This is a genomic window from Streptomyces sp. NPDC058664 (genome assembly GCF_042716635.1).
GTDB lineage: Bacteria > Actinomycetota > Actinomycetes > Streptomycetales > Streptomycetaceae > Streptomyces.
This window is the reverse complement of sequence record NZ_JBHXRW010000027.1, coordinates 77,687-96,260: the sequence shown is the minus strand read 5'-3', so window position 1 is coordinate 96,260 and position 18,574 is coordinate 77,687. Positions and strand designations below refer to the sequence as shown.

The following is an 18,574-nucleotide window of genomic DNA, read 5'->3' as shown; positions in this document are numbered from 1 at the left end:
GCGGGGCTGTGGGGCTGCATTGCGCCATGGTCACACTTGCCCGAGTCGGGGTCACACGCTGTTCTCGGGGTCAGCGAGGAGGTAGAAATCCCACCCCTGGGCCCTGTGCCCGCCCCCTTGCTGGGGGGCGCCGTTACAAATTCCCTTGTTTCCGTCCTCGGACCCGTTCCAAAAGAGGCTGAAACACTGGTTGCAGAACCGCCATGCGCGCTGAGTCGTATTTACCGCGTCGGGAATCTGGACGGCCATTCTTTCCTCCAATTCGCGGAAAGCTGTAGGTGAGACTCAATCCTTGCGTCTCGGCCCTTCACTTTCTCTTTGCCGTTCTGAGGGGTGGCTAGACGATTACGTGTTGATCTGCGTCCGTGTGTCGATCGAGAACTTTGCGGGCGAAGTGAAGACGCCTGTTCAGTCCTGGCGGGCCGCTACCAGCGCTACCTTCAGACCGAGTTCTCCGGGTCGCTGATCAGGTAGAAATCCCAGCCCGCCGCCTTGTGCCCTTCACCTTCGAAGTGGCCTCCCGCGCAGTTCCCGTTACTGTTGGGGTCACCGTTCCAGTAGATGACGAAGCATTCGCGACAGAACCGCCAGTTGGGCTGGGTGGTATTTGCTGCGTCAGGGATGCTTACGGCCATTGGCGTGCCGATCTGTGAGGGGATGGCTGCTCGGAGAGTAACTCAAAAATTCCCTACAGGGCCTAGGTTTGGCGTTCGGGGGCTGGAATTCATGCTTGCGGCTCAACGCTTCATTAATCTTCTCAGCGGCAGGGAAGATAGTGTGTCGAGAAGTGCCTATCTGGTGATCGGTGGTTTCTTGTTCGAGAAGCGCGGTTGCTGCGGTGGCCCTCTACCGAACCGCCCCAACTCCCATCCCGTCTGCCGTCGACCCACACACCGTGGAGCGGACGCGGTGCCGGGCGTCCAGGTGGAGCGCACCACTGTACGAACGACCTGGACGCCCGGTGCCGTGTCTGCTCGGCTCTGCCTGGGTTGATGACGGCAGACGGGATGGGAGTTCCCCACCGCTACAACCCACCGGCCGGCACCCGCGTACGGACCCCCTCCATCCCGGAGCCTGAGCGCCCCCGCCGGAGGCATCGTCTTGAGGTCGCACTCGCGTATTGCCTCGGCCACATCGTGGGTTCGTCACCCATCAACCCGAGCTGTCAGGCGTGCGGCCGGCGGCCGGGCTGGAGCGGGGCGGAGACAGGAGCGCAGGCCCGGGCGACGGGCCGCGCGCGCCGCGCCGTGCGCGGCGGGTGCCTTGACCTGGCCCGCTCCGTGGTCCTGGTCCGCCGTGCCCAGTTGGAGCTGCAGAACGGCACGCTGGCCGACAAGGCCCCGAAGTCCGCCGCCGGCGTCCGGCCGGTCGCCTTCCCGGCCGAACTCGTCCCCGAGCTGGCTCACCACCTGGAGCACTTCGCCGGTGCCGGTCAGGACGGCCACCTCTTCCGGGGTCCCCGCGGCGGCCTGCTTCGGCGTACCAACTTTCGGGACGACTGGACCGCCGCCCGCACGAAGGCCGGCGTCTCCGGGGACGTGCACTTCCACGACCTCCGCCACACCGGGAACACCCTGGCCTCCAGCGCCGGAGCCAGCACGCGCGAGCTGATGACGCGGATGGGGCACAGTACGACCCGGGCCGCGCTGATCTATCAGCACATGACGAGCGACCGTGATCAGCACATCGCGGGGAAGCTCGGAGAGATGATCCGCCAAGCCCGGAAGGACAGCGATCCGGGGCCTTCTGGCACGTAGGTGGCACGGCCGTGATCATGCGAAAGGGCCAGCGCCGGGGAATCATGCCCCTGCGCTGGCCCTTTGCGTTGAGCCCCCTGTCGGGTTCGAACCGACGACCCCCGCTTTACAAGAGCGGTGCTCTGGCCAGCTGAGCTAAGGAGGCAGCGAGTGCAGTGTATCCAACGTCGTCCGGGTGGCGGTCGGAAATCTCACCGCCCCCGGACTGCTGACAGATCCCGGATCGCCAGGTAGCGTCGCCTGCGGTTCACCTTGGTGGACTAGACCTCAATCCTTCCTTTACTCGGATCGTCCGGCACGTTCCTGCCGGTGAAGGGACACATCACCATGGCTTCCGTCACTTTCGACAAGGCGACCCGGGTGTACCCCGGTGCCACCAAGCCCTCCGTCGACCAGCTCGACATCGAGATCGCCGACGGCGAGTTCCTCGTCCTCGTCGGGCCCTCCGGCTGTGGCAAGTCGACCTCCCTGCGCATGCTCGCGGGTCTCGAGGACGTCAACGCCGGTTCCATCCGCATCGGTGACCGCGACGTCACGCACCTGCCGCCCAAGGACCGGGACATCGCCATGGTGTTCCAGAACTACGCGCTGTACCCGCACATGAGCGTCGCCGACAACATGGGCTTCGCGCTCAAGATCGCCGGCGTCAACAAGGCCGAGATCCGCGCCAAGGTCGAAGAGGCCGCGAAGATCCTCGACCTCACCGAGTACCTGGACCGGAAGCCGAAGGCGCTCTCCGGTGGTCAGCGTCAGCGTGTCGCCATGGGTCGCGCCATCGTGCGTGAGCCGCAGGTCTTCCTCATGGACGAGCCGCTGTCGAACCTCGACGCCAAGCTCCGCGTCTCGACCCGTACGCAGATCGCCGGCCTCCAGCGCCGCCTGGGCATCACCACGGTCTACGTCACCCACGACCAGACCGAGGCCCTCACCATGGGCGACCGCGTCGCGGTCCTCAAGGACGGTCTGCTCCAGCAGGTCGACTCCCCGCGCAACATGTACGACAAGCCCGCCAACCTCTTCGTCGCCGGCTTCATCGGCTCCCCGGCCATGAACCTGATCGAGGTCCCGATCGTCGACGGCGGCGTGAAGTTCGGCAACAGCATCGTCCCCGTCTCCCGCGAGGCGATCGCCGCCGCGTCCGCCAAGGGCGACACCACCGTCACCGTCGGCGTCCGCCCCGAGCACTTCGACGTCTCGGGCCCGACGAGCAAGGACGGCCTCGCCGTCACCGTCAACGTCGTCGAGGAGCTCGGCTCCGACGGCTTCGTGTACGGCTCCACCCGCGTCGGCGGCGAGGACAAGGACCTGGTCGTCCGCGTCGGCGGCCGTGACGTCCCCGCCAAGGGCACCACGCTGCACGTCGTGCCGCGCGCCTCCGAGCTCCACGTCTTCTCGACCTCCACGGGTGCGCGCCTCAGCGACTGACCCCCGGTCCGAAGACCTGAGAGACCTCTCCTCGGCCCCGTGTCCCTCGTGGACGCGGGGCCGTTGGTCCAGGTGGCAGGATCCCTGGTGGTTTATCCGGCGAAATCCCGGCAGGTCCCGGCGTTCCGGGCCCGTCGGCCCCTCTCGCGTCAACACGGGATTCGAAAAACCGCGTCGAACCATCCCCCGTGAGAGTGACTAAATGTCGCCATATCACTACCGGCCGCTACGCTCGCCTGCGTGACGCACACTGCCCGCCGAATCGGCCGCTCTCTCGCCCTCGTCCTGCCCGTCGTCCTGGTGCTCTCGGGAACGCTCGCGGTGTCCGCCGTTCCGTGGGCCGGCCAGGACTCCGGGACCCAGCTCACGGCGTCCTCCTCCGAGGTCTCCGTCCGGGCCAAGTCCCGTGCCCCGCAGGACGTCCTGCGTGACCAGCTCCTCGCCGAGCTCCAGGAGAAGGACCCCGGCACGGCCCTCACCCACCTCCAGCGCGAGGTGGAGAACCGGCCCTCCCTCGCCAAGCACTGCATGTCCATCGCCCGCTCCCTCGGCCGCGCCGCCGTCGAGCAGTACGGCCCGACCCGCGCCCAGTCCTTCTCCCGGCCGGTCTGCGACACCTCGTACGCGACCGGCGTGATGCGGGCGAGCTGAGGCGCCGTCGCGCGTCCGGCCGTCGGGCGTACGGGACGCCTATCGTTCCCCGTATGCACACCACCTCTCCGACGCAGGCCGTGGTCCTGGCGGGCGGCCAGGGCTCACGGCTCCGCCCGTACACCGACGACCGCCCCAAGCCGATGGTCGAGATCCCGGGCACCGGGACCCCGATCATCGGCCATCAGCTTTCCTGGCTGGCCGCCGAGGGCGTGACCGACGCCGTCGTCTCCTGCGGCCATCTCGCCGAAGTGCTCCAGGAGTGGCTGGACGGCGCCGACCTGCCCCTCAAGGTGACGACGGTCGTCGAGGCCGAGCCGCTGGGCCGCGGCGGCGGCCTGAAGTACGCCGCCGCGCGTCTGCCCGCGCCGGACCAACCCTGGTACGCCACCAACGGCGACATCTGGACCCGTTTCTCGCTGCGCGAGATGGCCGCCTTCCACACGGAGCGGGACGCCGTCGCGACCCTCGCCCTGGCCCGCCCCCGTATCCCGTGGGGCGCCGTCGAGACCGACACCTTCGGCCACATCACCGACTTCGTCGAGGCGCCGCCGTCGCCGTTCCTCATCAACGCGGGCGTGTACGTCTTCTCCGCGGCCTTCACGGAGCTCCTCCCGGACCTGGGCGACCACGAGCGGACCACGTTCCCCCGGCTCGCCCGCGAGCGGCGCCTGGCGGGCTTCCCGCTCCCCCAGGGCGCGTACTGGAGGGCCATCGACACCGCGAAGGACCTGACGGAGGCCGCGAAGGAGCTGGCCGCCCAGAGGGGTTGAGACAGAAGACAGAGGAGGGTGAGACCAGAGGGGGGTGAGACCAGAGGGCCCCGGCATACGGGAGGGGCGGCGCCGCTTGTGTGCGGTGCCGCCCCTCCCGTATGTCCGTACGTTTCCCTGACGGGGCCTCAGCCCAGCAGGCCGCCGATCGGGTTCCTCGCGCCGCCCGTCGTCGAGCTGCTCTCCGACGGGGTCCCCGTCGAGCCGGTCGAGCCGCCCGTGGAGCCACCGCTCGTCGTGCCGCCGGTGGTGGTCGGGGTGTCGCTGGTGGTCGGCGGGGGCTCCGGCGCGGAGCGCGTGGGCGTACGGCTGCCGGTGCCGGTGCCGGCGCCCTGGGTGGCGGTCGGGCGCTGCTCCTGGGTCCGGGGAGCCTCGGGAGTGGTCTCGGTCGGCCGGCTCGCCTCCTGCGTCTCCTCGCGCTCGGCCGGCGCCTCGCTGGTGGTCGCGGACGGCTCGGGCGCGGTGGACGCGGCCTCGGAGGGGGTGCGGCGCGTCGGCTCCGTGGGGAGCGGCCGGCCGGGGAGGTGGTTGATCGGGTCGTCGTTGGGACCGGGGACGGTGATCATCTCGGTGGAGCGGACGGCGCCGCCGAGGACGGAGCCGATGAGGAGGGTGAGGCCGACGACGACGGAGGCGAGGAGGGTGCTGCGGCGCATCACGCGGCGGCGGAGGTCCCACAGGTCGGCGCGGGGCCCGAGGGTGCGCCAGGCCTCTCCGGCGAGACGGCCGTCGAGGGAGTAGACGGGGGCTCCGGCGATGATCAGCGGGGACCAGGCGGCCAGGTAGATGATGTCGGCGGAGTCGTAGACCGGGACGGTCCTCCAGCTGACGGTCAGCAGGAGCGCGGCGGAGAGCAGGGCGCCGACGACGGCGGCGGCCCGCTGCCAGAGGCCGAGGACGGTGAGGACGCCGACGACGACCTGGAGGAAGGCGACGGTGAGTCCGGCGCCGACGGGGTGCTGGAGGGCGAAGTCCCGGAGGGGTTCGGCGAGGGCCCAGGGGTGCAGGGAGTTGAGCCACTTCACCATGGAGCCGCGCTCGCCGCCGTCGAAGTAGACGGGGTCGCAGAGCTTGCCCATGCCCGCGTAGATGGAGATGAAGCCGAGGAAGACGCGGAGCGGGAGGAGGACGACGCCGAGGTTCATGCGGCGGCCGGGGTAGTAGGCGTGCCGGACGCCGTCCTGCCCGTGGCGCTGCGCGGACCGGTCGTGCGCCGCGTCGTCGTCCTCGTACGCCGCCGGGCCGCCGGTCTCCTCGGGCCTGAGTTCGTACAGCTCGTCGTACGCGCCCTCGGCGCGGCGCATCGGCGGCAGCAGGGGCGCGGCGCCGGCGGGCACCACCGGGGTGGGCATGGTCTCGTCGATGCGCGGGATGGCCTGGGTGGCGCCCGCGTCGAGTCCGGAGTGGCCCGGATGGCCGACGCCTGGCTCCAGGGTGGAGACGGAGGACTCGCGGACGGCCTGGAGGAGGCCGGTCGCGCCCGGTGAGGACTTTCCGGTCCATACGACGGGACGACGGCGCGGGCCGCCCGCTCCTGCCGCGGCCCCGGACAGGGCTGCGGTGCGGGCGCCGGCGCCGAACTTCGGCTGCGGGGCCGGCGCGAGCCGCACACGGAAGCTGGCGTGGTTCACGATCACCTGGGCGGGATCGGAATCCACCTTGACCATGCTCAACGCGGGCTGATCGTCGAACCCCGGCCGGGGCGTTCTGGTGTCCACACTCATCTAACCGAGTGATCTGGGTTTAGGACACTGCCTTGACGGATCGCAAATGTCCGAGACCCGTCAAGATCACGCCACGGCCGGGAGTTACCCGTTCGGGTCAGGCCATCCGGCGGCGGGCCGCCTCGTAGAGCACGACGCCGGCGGCGACACCGGCGTTGAGCGACTCGGCGCCGCCCGGCATCGGGATGCGGACGAGGAAGTCGCAGGTCTCGCCGACGAGCCGGGAGAGGCCCTTGCCCTCGGAGCCGACGACGATGACGACCGGGCCGGACAGTGCCTCGAGCTCGTGGACCTCGCGGTCGCCGTCGGCGGCGAGGCCGACGACCGCGAGACCGGCCTTCTGGTACGCCTCCAGGCAGCGCGTCAGGTTGGTGGCACGGGCGACCGGGGTACGGGCGGCGGTACCGGCCGAGGTCTTCCAGGCACCGGCGGTCATACCGGCGGCGCGGCGCTCGGGAACGACCACGCCGTGGCCGCCGAAGGCCGCGACGGAGCGGACGACGGCGCCGAGGTTCCGCGGGTCGGTGATGCCGTCGAGGGCGACGATCAGCGGCTCCTCGTGGTGGTCGTAGGCCGTCGCGGCGAGGTCCTCGGGGTGCGCGTACTCGTACGGCGGGACCTGGAGGACGAGGCCCTGGTGGTTGAGGCCGTTCGTCATCCGGTCGAGCTCGGGGCGCGGCGCCTCCATGATGTTGATGTTGCCGCGGCCGGTGGCGAGGTTGAGGGCCTCGCGCACGCGCTCGTCGTTGTCGATGAACTGCTGCACGTACAGGGTCGAGGCGGGCACGCCGTCGCGCAGGGCCTCGAAGACCGGGTTGCGGCCGACGACCATCTCGGACTGGCCCTTGCCGCCGCGGCGGGCGACGGGCTTGCGCTTGGCCGTGTTCCGGGCCATCGCGTTGGAGACGCGGAACGCCTTGTGGCCCTTGCGGTTCTCGGCCTTGGGGGTCGGGCCCTTTCCTTCGAGGCCCTTGCGCCGCTGGCCACCGCTGCCGACCGTCGCGCCCTTCTTGTTGGACGTGCGACGGTTCCTGCGCTGGCTGTTCCCGGCCATGACTGCTACCTGTTTCTCTCACTGCATGCGTACAGAAGTCTGTAAGTGTCTGTATGTGAAGTGTGCCGCCCGGAGGTCCGAGCGGCACGTCTTCTAACGGTTGCCCAGCGTCCAGCGGGGGCCGTCGGGGCTGTCCTCGATGGCGAGGCCGGACTGGCCCAGCTGGTCGCGGATCGCGTCCGCGGTCGCCCAGTCCTTGCGCTCGCGGGCCGACTCGCGCTGCTGGAGCACGAGCCGTACGAGGGTGTCGACGACGCCGTGGAGCTCTTCGCCGCCGCCGGACTCCTCGGCCCAGTGCGGGTCGAGCGGGTCCAGGCCGAGGACGCCGAGCATGGCGCGGACCTCGGCGAGGCGGGCGATGGCCTCGTCCTTGTCGTCCGCGGCGAGGGCGCTGTTGCCCTGGCGGACGGTGGTGTGGATGATCGCGAGCGCGTGCGGCACGCCCAGGTCGTCGTCCATGGCCTCGGCGAAGGCCGGCGGCACCTCGGCGGCGGGGGCGACGGTCGTCCCGGCCTTCTCGGTGGCGCGCTGGACAAAGCCCTCGATCCGGGCGAACGCCGACTCGGCCTCGCGCAGGGACTCCTCGCTGTACTCGATCATCGAGCGGTAGTGCGGGGTGCCCAGGTAGTAGCGGAGGACGATCGGCCGCCAGTTCTTCACCATCTCGGACACGAGGACGCTGTTGCCGAGCGACTTCGACATCTTCTCGCCGCTCATGGTGACCCAGGCGTTGTGCACCCAGTACCGCGCGAACTCGTCGCCGTAGGCCTTGGCCTGGGCGATCTCGTTCTCGTGGTGCGGGAAGATCAGGTCGAGGCCGCCGCCGTGGATGTCGAAGGCGGAGCCGAGGTACTTGTGGGCCATGGCCGAGCACTCCAGGTGCCAGCCGGGGCGGCCGCGGCCCCACGGGGTCTCCCAGTCGGGCTCGCCCGGCTTGGTCGCCTTCCACATCGCGAAGTCGCGCGGGTCGCGCTTGCCCGTGATGCCCTCCTCGGAGGGCTGGCGCAGGTCGTCGATGTCCTGGTTGGACAGCTCCAGGTAGCCCGGGAAGGAGCGCACGTCGAAGTAGACGCTGCCGTCGGCCTCGTACGCGTGACCGCGCTCGATGAGGCCGCGCATCATCTCGATCATCTCGGGGACGTGCCCGGTGGCGCGCGGCTCGTACGTCGGCGGGAGGCAGCCCAGCGCGTCGTATCCGGCGTTGAACGCGCGCTCGTTCTCGTAGCCGATGGACCACCAGGGGCGGCCCTGCTCGGCGCCCTTCGCGATGATCTTGTCGTCGATGTCGGTGACGTTCCGGATGAACGTGACGTCGTAGCCGCGGTACGCGAACCAGCGGCGCATGATGTCGAAGTTCAGCCCCGAGCGGATGTGTCCGATGTGCGGGGCCGCCTGGACGGTGGCGCCACAGAGGTAGATCGAGACGCAGCCCGGCGTGAGCGGGGTGAAGTCACGGATCTGCCGGGCGCTGGTGTCGTACAGGCGAATGGTCACCACACCAGGGTAGTGGGCGTGTGGTAGTGCCCCGCGACCGATTCCCGGTCGCGGGGCACGTTTTTCGCCGGGCCTTCCCGCCTACGGGGTGCGTACGGGGTGCCGTACGGGTCCGACGGCCTTCCCGCCTACGGGCCGCGTGCGGGTCCGCGGCCTCCCGTCTACGGGCCGCGTGTGGGTCCGCGGCCTCCCGTCTACGGGGTGCGTACGGGGTAGACGAGCGCGGTCGCCAGCGCGGCGAGGCCCTCGGCGCGGCCCGTGAGACCGAGCCCGTCCGTCGTGGTGCCGGAGACGGAGACCGGAGCGCCGGCCGCCTCGCTCAGCGCCTTCTGGGCCTCGTCGCGCCGCTTTCCGACCTTGGGCCGGACGCCGACGACCTGGACGGCGATGTTGCCGATCTCGTACCCCTCGGCGCGGACGATCCGGGCGGCCTCGGCGAGCAGCGTGACGCCGGAGGCGCCGGACCACTCGGGACGGGAGGTGCCGAAGTGGGCGCCGAGGTCGCCGATGCCGGCGGCGGAGAAGAGCGCGTCGCAGGCGGCGTGGGCGGCGACGTCGCCGTCGGAGTGCCCGGCGAGGCCGTACCCGTCGCTGTCGGAGGCCTCCCAGAGGAGGCCCGCGCACCAGAGTTCGCGGCCCTTCTCGAAGGCGTGGACGTCGGTCCCGATGCCGGTACGGGGGATCAGGGGTCGGTCCATGGGCTCAGAAGCCATCGTTGGCCCTCCTGCGGGCGAGTACGGCCTCGGCGAGGACGAGGTCGAGGGGGCGGGTCACCTTGAAGGCCTCTTCGTGGCCGGGCACGACGACGACGGGCGTGCCGAGCCGCTCGACCATGCCGGCGTCGTCGGTGGCGCCCTCGCCGGTGAGGGCGACGGTGGCGTGGGCGTCGACCAGGGTGTCGTGGTCGAAGCCCTGCGGGGTCTGGACGGCGCGGAGCCGGGCCCGGACGGGGGTGGCGACGACCTGCTCGGGGTCGCCGGGCCTCCCGGCCGGTTCGACCTCCTTGACGGTGTCGGCGACGGGCAGCGCGGGGACGACGGCCACGGCCCCGTCCCGTACGGCCTCGATGACGGCGTCCACGGTCTCGACGGGGACGAGCGGGCGGGCCGCGTCGTGGACGAGGACGGTGGCGATGCCCTCGGGGAGCGCGTCGAGTCCGCGGCGTACGGATTCCTGGCGGGTCTCGCCGCCGGGCACGACGAGGTAGTCGGTCCGCTCGGGGAGGGCGTGGGCGTCGAGGAGGTTCTTGACCTCGGCGGCGCCGTCGGGGGGCGCGACCACGACGACGAGCGAGACCGCGCGGGAGGCGGCCATCGCGCGGACGGCGTGGATCAGCATGGGGGTGCCGTTCAGCGTGCGCAGCGCCTTGGGGGCGCCCGGCCCGAGGCGTACGCCCCGGCCGGCCGCCGGGATCACCACGGCGGTACGAGAAGGACGCGCTTCGTCTGACATCGGTTGCACTCCGGCAGGTTTGTTTCCGCGGCCGACATGGGTATGGCCTCCACCGTGCCGGACGCTCCGCCTTGACCGGGCCCTTTCCGTGACGACGGTCGAGGCGTTGCCGCCCGAGCACAGGAGTCCGGACGTTACAGGGGGTGCGGGATCCTTCTCCGCGGTGCGCATGCGTGACGGGTGACCGTCCGATGGATGACCGTCCGCGTGCGACCGTGCGTACGCTCCGCATGCGTACGCGAACATGCCGCAGCGCCCGGCGGCAGCGCTGTGTGGATCACAGCACGCCATCGGGCACCGCGGCATCGCTACACTTGGTGACGTGCTCGGATGTCGTCAGAGCACGCTCAGGACGCGAGGACCTCGTCGAGAAGAGCCTCGGCCTTGTCCTCGTTCGTGTTCTCCGCGAGGGCCAGCTCGCTGACCAGGATCTGCCGCGCCTTGGCGAGCATGCGCTTCTCACCTGCGGAGAGACCCCGCTCGCGCTCGCGCCGCCACAGGTCGCGGACTACTTCGGCGACCTTGATGACATCGCCGGAGGCGAGCTTCTCGAGATTTGCCTTGTAGCGACGGGACCAGTTCGTCGGCTCTTCGGCGTACGGCGCGCGCAGCACCTCGAAGACCCGGTCCAGCCCGTCCTGACCAACCACGTCGCGAACTCCGACGAACTCCGCATTGTCCGCCGGCACGCGAACAGTCAGGTCACCCTGCGCGACCTTGAGCACCAAGTAGGTCTTGTCCACGCCTTTGATCTGGCGAGTTTCGATGGCCTCGATCAGCGCGGCCCCGTGATGGGGATAGACCACGGTGTCGCCAACCTTGAACGTCATGTGACAGGTACCCCTTCCGTGGCTATCCAGGGTAACACGGATTCGGCTTCTTCTGAATGGCGTTTTCGCAGGTCAGGGCATATCTCGGGGCTTGACAACAGCGACGGGGGCGTGCTGCGGAGGGCTTCCGGAAGGCGGTATTCGCAGGTCGGAGCGGCTGTGCGGACGGAGAGAAACGCGCACGTTACACCTACCCGAACCTCCTCCAAGGAGGGGCGATGCCCCGATTTGTCGCGTTCGGAGCTGCCTTCTTCGTGTACTCCGTTCGAGGATCGTCCACCCGTACGGAGTCATCACGGGGTGATTCCGTAATTGATCAGCCGACACGGGTCCGCGATTTTCCGGAGGTACGGCTCCGGGGAATGCGGGGCGGCCCTCGAATTGATCAAGGCGGTTATGTGAACAACAGGTCAATGGGTCGCGATCCGGCCAGGGCGGCCGGTGTGAGGGGGCGGGGTCGGACGGCCCGGCGGACGTCTGCCGGGCAACCCGCCGGACAACCTGCGGACAACCCGCCGGGCGGCCCCGGAGGCGGCGGTGACCGGTTAGGGGCGGGTCGGGTGCGGGACGGAGAGTGCGGCTCGGTAACCTAAGCGCGCTGACGCACCTTTAGTTGATCCTTAGTTCCGAAGCCTGTCCGTAGCCTGATCCGTTCGTCCTAGGAGATGCCGCCGCCGTGAGCCGCAGCCTTCGACGCGGCGCCCTCGCCGCCACCGCCATCGTTTTCTCCATCGCCGCGCTGTCCGCCTGCGGGGCGGGCAACGACGCGCAGACGCTCGGCGTCCGGCCGGACAACGCCGCCGTCACGGTGGACGACGTCAAGATCCAGAACGCGCTCGTCATCACCCAGCCCGAGGCCGCCTCCAAGGGCCCGGCCGTCGTCTCCGCCACCGTCTTCAACAACGGGAGCGAGCCGCAGACCCTCGAAGCCATCAGCCTGCCGGGCAGCAGTGCCAAGGTGACGCTGAAGCCGGCCCAGGGCTCCGGCCCGATCACCGTCCCGGCCAACGGCTCCGTCGTCCTCGGCGGCGCGGGCAACGCCTCCGCCGTCATCGAGAACGGCAACGAGACCACCCGCGACGGCGACGCCCAGAAGGTCACGTTCAAGCTCAGCAAGACCGGCGACGTGAGCCTGGCTGCCTTCGTCGTCCCGGCGACGAGCTACTTCAAGGACTTCGGCCCCGAGGTCGTCCCGGCGCCCCCGGGCTCCTCCCCCACCGCCTCGGCGTCGCCGTCGGGCGAGGCGGAGCACGGCGCCGAGCACGGCGCCGAGCCCTCGGGCGACGCGAGCCACGCGGCCGGCCACTGACCGTGAGCAGCACGCGCGAAGGGGTACCCCCGGCCGGGGGTACCCCTTCGTACGTACGCGCCTACGCGGTCCGCTCGGCCTACGGCTCGAGCCGTTCTCCCCGCGCGCCCCTCACACCGCTCGGCCCCGGAGGGCCTCCCGGGCTTCGGGACGCTGCGCCGGACTCCGTCCGGCCCACTCCGGCCGGGCCGGCCTACGGCTCGAACTTGTAGCCCAGGCCGCGGACCGTCACCAGGTAGCGCGGGGCGCCCGGGTCCGGTTCGATCTTGGCGCGGAGGCGCTTGACGTGGACGTCGAGGGTCTTCGTGTCGCCGACGTAGTCCGCGCCCCAGACCCGGTCGATCAGCTGCATACGGGTCAGCACGCGGCCCGCGTTGCGCAGCAGCATCTCCAGGAGGTCGAACTCCTTCAGCGGCAGGTCGACCTTGCCGCCCGCGACCGTCACCACGTGGCGGTCGACGTCCATGCGGACCGGGCCGGCCTCCAGGGCGGCCGGGGTGACCTCCTCCGGTTCGCCGCGGCGGCGCAGGACCGCGCGGATGCGGGCGACCAGCTCCCGCGAGGAGAAGGGCTTCGTCACGTAGTCGTCGGCCCCTATCTCCAGGCCGACGACCTTGTCGATCTCGCTGTCCTTGGCGGTCACCATGATCACCGGGACGTTCGAGCGGCCACGCAGCTGGCGGCACACCTCGGTACCGGGCAGCCCCGGAAGCATCAGGTCGAGGAGGACGAGGTCGGCCCCGTTGCGCTCGAACTCGTCGAGACCGTCGGGCCCGGTCGCCGCTACGGCGACTTCGAAGCCCTCCTTGCGAAGCATGTACGACAGGGCGTCGCTGAAGGATTCCTCATCCTCGACGACGAGCACTCGGGTCACGGAAGGACCTCCGGGGCAGGAAGCGGTTCGGTCATGAGATCAGGGGTGTGGGAGGAGGCGGGTCGGCGGTCCCGTGCGGCGCCCGCCTCGGGCAGCCGCAGGGTGAAGGTGGAGCCCTGACCCTCGGTGCTCCAGACGGTGACCTCCCCGCCGTGCGAGGCGGCCACGTGCTTGACGATGGCCAGGCCGAGTCCCGTACCGCCGGTGGCACGGGAGCGGGCCGGGTCGACGCGGTAGAAGCGCTCGAAGACGCGCTCCTTGTCCTTGTCGGGGATGCCGATGCCCTGGTCGGTGACGGCTATCTCGATCAGGTCGCCGGCGGGGGCGGCGACGCGGCGGGCGGCGACGCCCACCCGCGTACGGGCCGGTGAGTAGTTGACCGCGTTCTCGACGAGGTTGCCGAGGGCGGCGGCGAGCTGGCCGCGGCTTCCCCAGACCCGCAGGTCGGCCTCTCCCCCCGAGACCATGGTGATCTGCTTGGTGGAGGCGGTGTGCCGGGAGCGGTCGATCGCCTCGGCGACGAGTTCGTCCACGGACACGGGCTCGGAGTCCTCCAGCGGGTCGTCGTTCTGCACCCGGGAGAGGTCGATGAGCTCCTGTACGAGGTTGGTGAGGCGGGTGGCCTCTATCTGCATGCGGCCGGCGAAGCGGGTGACCGCCTCGGGGTCGTCCGATGCGTCCATGACAGCCTCGGAGAGCAGGGAGAGCGCACCCGTCGGAGTCTTGAGCTCGTGGCTCACGTTGGCGACGAAGTCGCGCCGTACCGCTTCGATACGGCGGGCCTCGGTGAGGTCCTCGACCAGGAGGAGGACGAGGCGCGAACCCAGCGGGGCGACCCGGGCGGAGACGGCGAGGGCCTCGCCGCGACCGGTGCCGCGCCGCGCCAGGTCCAGTTCGACCTGCCGTATCTCCCCGTCGCGGCGCGTGTCGCGGGCCATGTTGAGCATGGGCTCGACGGCCAGCTTCCCGCCCCGGACCAGACCGAGCGCGTACGCCGCCGAGCTGGCCTTCACCACGGAGTCGCTCTCGTCGAGGACGACCGCGGAGGAGCGCAGTACGGAGAGCACGGTGTCGACGCCGGGCGGGAGCACGGCGTCGGTGTGCAGGGAGGTACGGGTGGGCCGCGCCTGGTCGCGTTCGCTCCAGCGGAACGCCAGCATGGCGATCACGCCGGTGCACACTCCGGCGATCGCGGCCAATGCGGCGACTGCCGCGTTCACGTCCATGCCCTCAAGGTTATGCGGGTCGGGGGACACTCTCCCAGCCGTCCGAGTGGCTCCTCGAACACTCGTCGCTCAGAGTTCACTGGGAAGACGGGGCCGGTTCATTTGCCCCGGACGGGACAGTGGCGTGCGTAGCCCAGAGTTCACCTGGGGGAAAGTGATGGTTCATGTGTGGGGGTGGAACCGGACGCGTAGGGGGCCGAACGTGGGAGCGTGGGGGTCCGAAGCCCCACCCGGACCCCGGAGCTTTGCGTAGAGAGGGACATCCATGCGGGACGCGTACCACGAGGAACTGGACTCGATCGGCGAGAGCCTGGTCGAGATGGCCCGACTCGTCGGGTCGGCGGTCGGACGCGCCACGACGGCGATGCTCGACGCGGATCTGAAGCTCGCGGAGAGCGTGATCGCGGCCGACCAGAAGGTCGACGACCTCCAGCACGATCTGGAGGCGCGGGCGATAGCGCTGCTCGCGCGGCAGCAGCCGGTGGCAACGGATCTGCGGATCGTGGTGACCTCGCTGCGCATGAGCGCCGACCTGGAGCGCTCGGGCGACCTGGCGCAGCACGTGGCGAAGCTGGCGCGGCTGCGGTTCCCGGAGTCGGCGGTGCCCCGGGACCTGCACGCGACCATCCTGGAGATGGGCCAGCTGGCGCAGCGCCTGATGGCGAAGGCGGCGGAGGTCATCATCACGAAGGACGTCGACCTGGCGCTCCAGCTGGAGCAGGACGACGACGAGATGGACCTGCTGCACCGGACGCTGTTCCAGCACCTGATCGACGACCGGTGGAAGCACGGCATCGAGACGGCGGTGGACGTGACGCTGCTCGGCCGGTACTACGAGCGGTTCGCCGACCACGCCGTGTCGGTGGCGAAGCGGGTCGTGTACCTGGTGACGGGTGAACACGCGGACGAGCTGCAGGCGTCGGACGCCCCGGTGGAGGGCGCGTAGGAGCGTCGGGCGGCGCGGGCTCCGATGCGCCGTTGATGCGCCGGTCCGAGTGGGCATGCAATGAGGGGAGGCGACGCGCGCCTCGAAAGGGAGGGACCCTCATGGCCGAATCCCCGATGACGACCGACTCCGGAGCGGAGGCGCCGCGCGAGGCGGTGTTCCTGCCGGTCCTGGGAGCCTGCGGCTGCGGCTCGGGCTGCGGCTGCGGCTGCCAGTCGGGCTCGCCGTGCCAGTGCGGCGGCTGCTCGGGCTGATGCGCGGGAGGGTGGGGCGCGGCGACATCCGCGTCCCACCCCTTGTCATGCGTTCGTACGTCTCGTAGGTCTCGTAGGTCTCGTACATCCCGCACATCTCACACGTCCTGTACGTCTCACACGTCGAGGACTCCGACGGTCTCGCCGCCGCTCACCTCGCCGGTCGTGCGGAAGCCGAGCCGGCGGTAGAACGCGCCGGGGCCGTTCTCGCCGGGCTCCCAGGTGACGTACAGCTGCCGGGTTCCGCGCCGCCGGAGCTCGTCGCGGACGGCTTCGACGGCGAACCGTCCGTACCCCTTGCCCTGGGCGTCGGCGGAGATGTTGAGCCGCCAGAGGCCGCTGCGCCGGTCGGCGGGGGCCTTCTCCTCGTCCCAGGGGATGTCGAGGAAGGCCATCAGGAAGCCGACGAGTTCGTCGCCGTCGAAGACGAGGCGCGGCCAGGCGGCCTCCCCGAAGGCGTACGCCTGGGCGAGGGAGCGCACGACGGGGGCGACGTTGTGCTCCTGGTGGGGGTGGACGCGCAGGGCGAGGGCGGCGTCGACGTTGGCGGGGGTGACCCGCTCCAGGCGCAGAGAGGTGCTGTGGGACGTACTCATGGCCTGGACGGTAACGACTCCGCGTGCACGGCGCCGGTGATTATCGACCGTCGACCGGACCGGCGCAGGAAGACGACCGAGCGGAGCTCGAGGCGGTCGGTGGCGGGGCGGCCGCGGGAGCGAAGGGGCCAGGAGTCGCCGGTGCAGTCGGCCTCGGTGAAGACGACGGCGTACGCGTCCGTGTCGACGTGCGGTGCGAAGGCGGGCGCGGAGGATCCCGGATCGGCGGCCTCGGGGATCGTGACGCACTCCCCCTCACGGGGTCGGGCAGCGTGACCGCCTGCGGGTACTCGTCCATGCCGACGAAGCGGTAGCCGAAGTCGCCGGTGGCGGCGTGGGAGGGGGAGGCCAGGGTGGCGGTGAGGGCTACCCTTCCGAGGCCGAAAGATCGATCATCCTCTGCGCGTTCTCGATCAGGCGGTCGTACGTGGTGATACTTACGCGGCTCAGGTGCGCGTTGAGGGTGCGGAAGACCTCGTCGATCTCCTCGGGCGACGCCCCGGCAGCGTGAAACCCTCTGTTGCCGATGACGACCGTCATCGAGGCTCGTCGGGAATCGACCTGCAGGTCGACGAGAATCTGGGACCGCTTCTCGTCGAGTTCGCACAGATAGTTGATCGCCTGCCCCTTGGCCTTGTCGACCTCTCTGCCGACGATCAGGTGGTTTCTGTACTTCGTGACGAGGGACGGGATGCTCGCCTTCTTCAGCTCTACACCGTGCAGTGTCCCGTCGGGCCTGAGCAGCGCAAGGTCGAGCTGGTCCCGCAACGTGAGGCTGCGGCGTGCTGTGCCGGGGAGGAACTCTCCCCCGAAGATCCAGGTCATCCCCTCGACGATCTTCTGGAGATCGCCCTCCGTGGTACCCGGTTCCTCGACGGCGGCACGCAGCCGGTCGAGATCGGCTTGCCGCCGGGCTCGCTGAACCAGGTGGGCCAACAGCTGGGCCTCATCCAGCTTGCCGAGTGAGGCAGCGGTCCCCGGCTGCGACCTGAGCAGAGTCAGCAGTTCCTGTACGGCGGCCATCGCGGCCTGCTCATCGGCGGGAAGGGGGCGAAGCCTGACGCGGGCACGGCCGTCGAAGGGGTCTTGCCCGAGATCGGACAGCTCAAGGCCGCTCAGAGAGCGAAGTCGAAACAGGGGAGTGCTCGTGTTCACCGGGTGGGGCCGGCGGGCGTACGGGGAGCGGACGTCCCGGGGGCCGGTATCCACCCATTGATCGATCGGGCGCTTGCTGTCGACCGCGTACTCCCCCAGATAGAGGCAGTCGGCCTTCCGCGTAAGAAAGACCCTCAGCGGAATCCCGCGCCGTCGATGAGCCAGAGCCACGAGATTCTCGTACGACGCCCCGTCCGTCCACTGCGCCTGTCCTGGTGCGAGGAGAACCGATCCGTCCTGCCGCGGGGCGAGTTCACCCGCCCCGGCCTGATCGAGGAACAGAAAGGCGTTGGGAGTTCTACTGCTCGAGCCGACCCGCAGTCGCGGCGGACCGCCGTAGAGCTGGTGGAGTTCGGCACGGGCGACCACGACACCGGGCGGTACGTGCCACGCGGTGGGCGTGTCGTTCGGTGGCGTGGCTTCTTCCACCAACTCGACCAAGTGCTCCCACTGGAGGCCGGTCAGGTCGAGCTGGAGAAGCCGCTGCTCCCACTTGGCGGACCGGGCCCGCTGCACCACATGGGCCAGGCCGGCACTGCGAAGCTTCTGTCCCGAGACCGGCGAGGAGAACGCGAGCCGGGAGAATCGAGGAACCACCTTCGTATGGGAAGGGTTCGGCTCTCCGCCGTTCTCCTCTCGGCGCCGCCCTGACAACCATCCGAAGACGTCGGGCTCGGCCGCGGCGGTCCGGACCACCTCGCCCAGCGCCACGACACCGCCACTTCGCCCCTTGCGCCAAAGGAGGATCGGATCACCGGTTTTGATTTCGAGCTCGGTGACCACCGTCGGTGCCGCATGCCAGCCGTCGTCGGAACTCCCGCTCCCACGAAACAGTTCGGACACCGAGCCCTTGTCGTCAGCCACTAACAGCCAATACGCCATGCCGTTCCCCTCACCAGATCACTTGAGAACGTACAACTCCCCACTGACAAGGTGGCCTTGGAGCACACGCAGGCATACAGGTCGACTACGATGCTTCTATTCGGCTCGCGGAGAGTCGAGGGCGGCATCACTCCTCAGGCCCGGCACTTGGGGACGCTGCAGCTGGACGCGG

17 protein-coding genes and 1 tRNA gene are annotated in these 18,574 nt (G+C 70.0%); 7 read left to right on the top strand and 11 right to left on the bottom strand.

Annotated features, from left to right (window positions below):
• The first annotated feature begins 1,136 nt into the window (after positions 1-1,136).
• A complete protein-coding gene (locus ACFWUY_RS22705; RefSeq protein WP_384111645.1) occupies positions 1,137-1,757 on the top strand; it encodes a tyrosine-type recombinase/integrase in 621 nt (206 codons plus the stop codon).
• Between the two features lie 71 nt (positions 1,758-1,828).
• On the opposite strand, the gene ACFWUY_RS22700 is transcribed toward ACFWUY_RS22705, so the two are convergent.
• Positions 1,829-1,902: transfer RNA gene (locus ACFWUY_RS22700), tRNA-Thr, on the bottom strand.
• A gap of 182 nt (positions 1,903-2,084) precedes the next feature.
• Here ACFWUY_RS22700 and ACFWUY_RS22695 point away from each other — a divergent pair.
• From ACFWUY_RS22695 to ACFWUY_RS22685, 3 genes are all read left to right on the top strand, one after another.
• Positions 2,085-3,182, top strand: coding sequence for an ABC transporter ATP-binding protein (locus ACFWUY_RS22695; protein ID WP_384111642.1), 1,098 nt, complete (start codon positions 2,085-2,087; stop codon positions 3,180-3,182).
• A gap of 240 nt (positions 3,183-3,422) precedes the next feature.
• A complete protein-coding gene (locus ACFWUY_RS22690; protein WP_384111639.1) occupies positions 3,423-3,833 on the top strand; it encodes a hypothetical protein in 411 nt (136 codons plus the stop codon).
• A gap of 53 nt (positions 3,834-3,886) precedes the next feature.
• A complete protein-coding gene (locus ACFWUY_RS22685; RefSeq protein WP_384111636.1) occupies positions 3,887-4,606 on the top strand; it encodes an NDP-sugar synthase in 720 nt (239 codons plus the stop codon).
• A 128-nt stretch (positions 4,607-4,734) separates the two neighbouring features.
• Here ACFWUY_RS22685 and ACFWUY_RS22680 read toward each other — a convergent pair whose 3' ends face one another.
• From ACFWUY_RS22680 to ACFWUY_RS22655, 6 genes are all read right to left on the bottom strand, one after another.
• Positions 4,735-6,330, bottom strand: coding sequence for a DoxX family membrane protein (locus tag ACFWUY_RS22680; protein ID WP_384111633.1), 1,596 nt, complete (start codon positions 6,328-6,330; stop codon positions 4,735-4,737).
• 97 nt (positions 6,331-6,427) lie between these two features.
• Positions 6,428-7,384, bottom strand: a complete 957-nt coding sequence (gene rlmB, locus ACFWUY_RS22675; RefSeq protein WP_384111630.1) for a 23S rRNA (guanosine(2251)-2'-O)-methyltransferase RlmB — start codon at positions 7,382-7,384, stop codon at positions 6,428-6,430.
• Between the two features lie 93 nt (positions 7,385-7,477).
• Positions 7,478-8,878, bottom strand: a complete 1,401-nt coding sequence (gene cysS, locus ACFWUY_RS22670) for a cysteine--tRNA ligase (RefSeq protein WP_384111623.1) — start codon at positions 8,876-8,878, stop codon at positions 7,478-7,480.
• 194 nt (positions 8,879-9,072) lie between these two features.
• Positions 9,073-9,591 carry a 2-C-methyl-D-erythritol 2,4-cyclodiphosphate synthase gene (ispF, locus tag ACFWUY_RS22665; protein WP_384111615.1) on the bottom strand — a complete coding sequence of 173 codons (519 nt, stop codon included), beginning with the start codon at positions 9,589-9,591 and terminating at the stop codon, positions 9,073-9,075.
• Positions 9,581-10,330 (bottom strand): 2-C-methyl-D-erythritol 4-phosphate cytidylyltransferase, encoded by a 750-nt coding sequence (gene ispD, locus ACFWUY_RS22660; protein ID WP_384111609.1) that lies wholly within the window; start codon positions 10,328-10,330, stop codon positions 9,581-9,583. The genes ispF and ispD overlap by 11 nt, the downstream gene beginning before the upstream one ends.
• A 347-nt stretch (positions 10,331-10,677) precedes the next feature.
• Entirely contained in the window at positions 10,678-11,160 is a 483-nt protein-coding gene (locus ACFWUY_RS22655; protein WP_003953493.1) for a CarD family transcriptional regulator, read from the bottom strand.
• A 676-nt stretch (positions 11,161-11,836) separates the two neighbouring features.
• On the opposite strand from ACFWUY_RS22655, the gene ACFWUY_RS22650 reads away from it, so the two are divergent.
• The gene (locus ACFWUY_RS22650; protein WP_384111606.1) at positions 11,837-12,469 is read left to right on the top strand and encodes a DUF461 domain-containing protein; all 633 of its coding nucleotides are present in this window, start codon (positions 11,837-11,839) and stop codon (positions 12,467-12,469) included.
• A gap of 193 nt (positions 12,470-12,662) precedes the next feature.
• Here ACFWUY_RS22650 and ACFWUY_RS22645 read toward each other — a convergent pair whose 3' ends face one another.
• Complete coding sequence (locus ACFWUY_RS22645; protein WP_015035162.1) at positions 12,663-13,343, bottom strand: response regulator transcription factor; 681 nt, start codon at positions 13,341-13,343, stop codon at positions 12,663-12,665.
• Positions 13,340-14,569 carry a sensor histidine kinase gene (locus ACFWUY_RS22640; protein WP_384111603.1) on the bottom strand — a complete coding sequence of 410 codons (1,230 nt, stop codon included), beginning with the start codon at positions 14,567-14,569 and terminating at the stop codon, positions 13,340-13,342. The genes ACFWUY_RS22645 and ACFWUY_RS22640 overlap by 4 nt, the downstream gene beginning before the upstream one ends.
• A 265-nt stretch (positions 14,570-14,834) precedes the next feature.
• On the opposite strand from ACFWUY_RS22640, the gene phoU reads away from it, so the two are divergent.
• Together phoU and ACFWUY_RS22630 are read left to right on the top strand one after the other, a co-directional pair.
• Positions 14,835-15,515, top strand: coding sequence for a phosphate signaling complex protein PhoU (gene phoU, locus ACFWUY_RS22635; RefSeq protein WP_384111601.1), 681 nt, complete (start codon positions 14,835-14,837; stop codon positions 15,513-15,515).
• A gap of 101 nt (positions 15,516-15,616) precedes the next feature.
• Positions 15,617-15,769, top strand: coding sequence for a hypothetical protein (locus ACFWUY_RS22630; protein WP_384111598.1), 153 nt, complete (start codon positions 15,617-15,619; stop codon positions 15,767-15,769).
• 116 nt (positions 15,770-15,885) lie between these two features.
• Here ACFWUY_RS22630 and ACFWUY_RS22625 read toward each other — a convergent pair whose 3' ends face one another.
• Both ACFWUY_RS22625 and ACFWUY_RS22620 read right to left on the bottom strand, forming a co-directional pair.
• Positions 15,886-16,365: a GNAT family N-acetyltransferase gene (locus tag ACFWUY_RS22625; protein WP_384111595.1), complete on the bottom strand. Its 480-nt coding sequence runs from the start codon at positions 16,363-16,365 to the stop codon at positions 15,886-15,888.
• A 366-nt stretch (positions 16,366-16,731) separates the two neighbouring features.
• A complete protein-coding gene (locus ACFWUY_RS22620; RefSeq protein ID WP_384111592.1) occupies positions 16,732-18,402 on the bottom strand; it encodes a Shedu anti-phage system protein SduA domain-containing protein in 1,671 nt (556 codons plus the stop codon).
• Between the last annotated feature and the right edge of the window lie 172 nt (positions 18,403-18,574).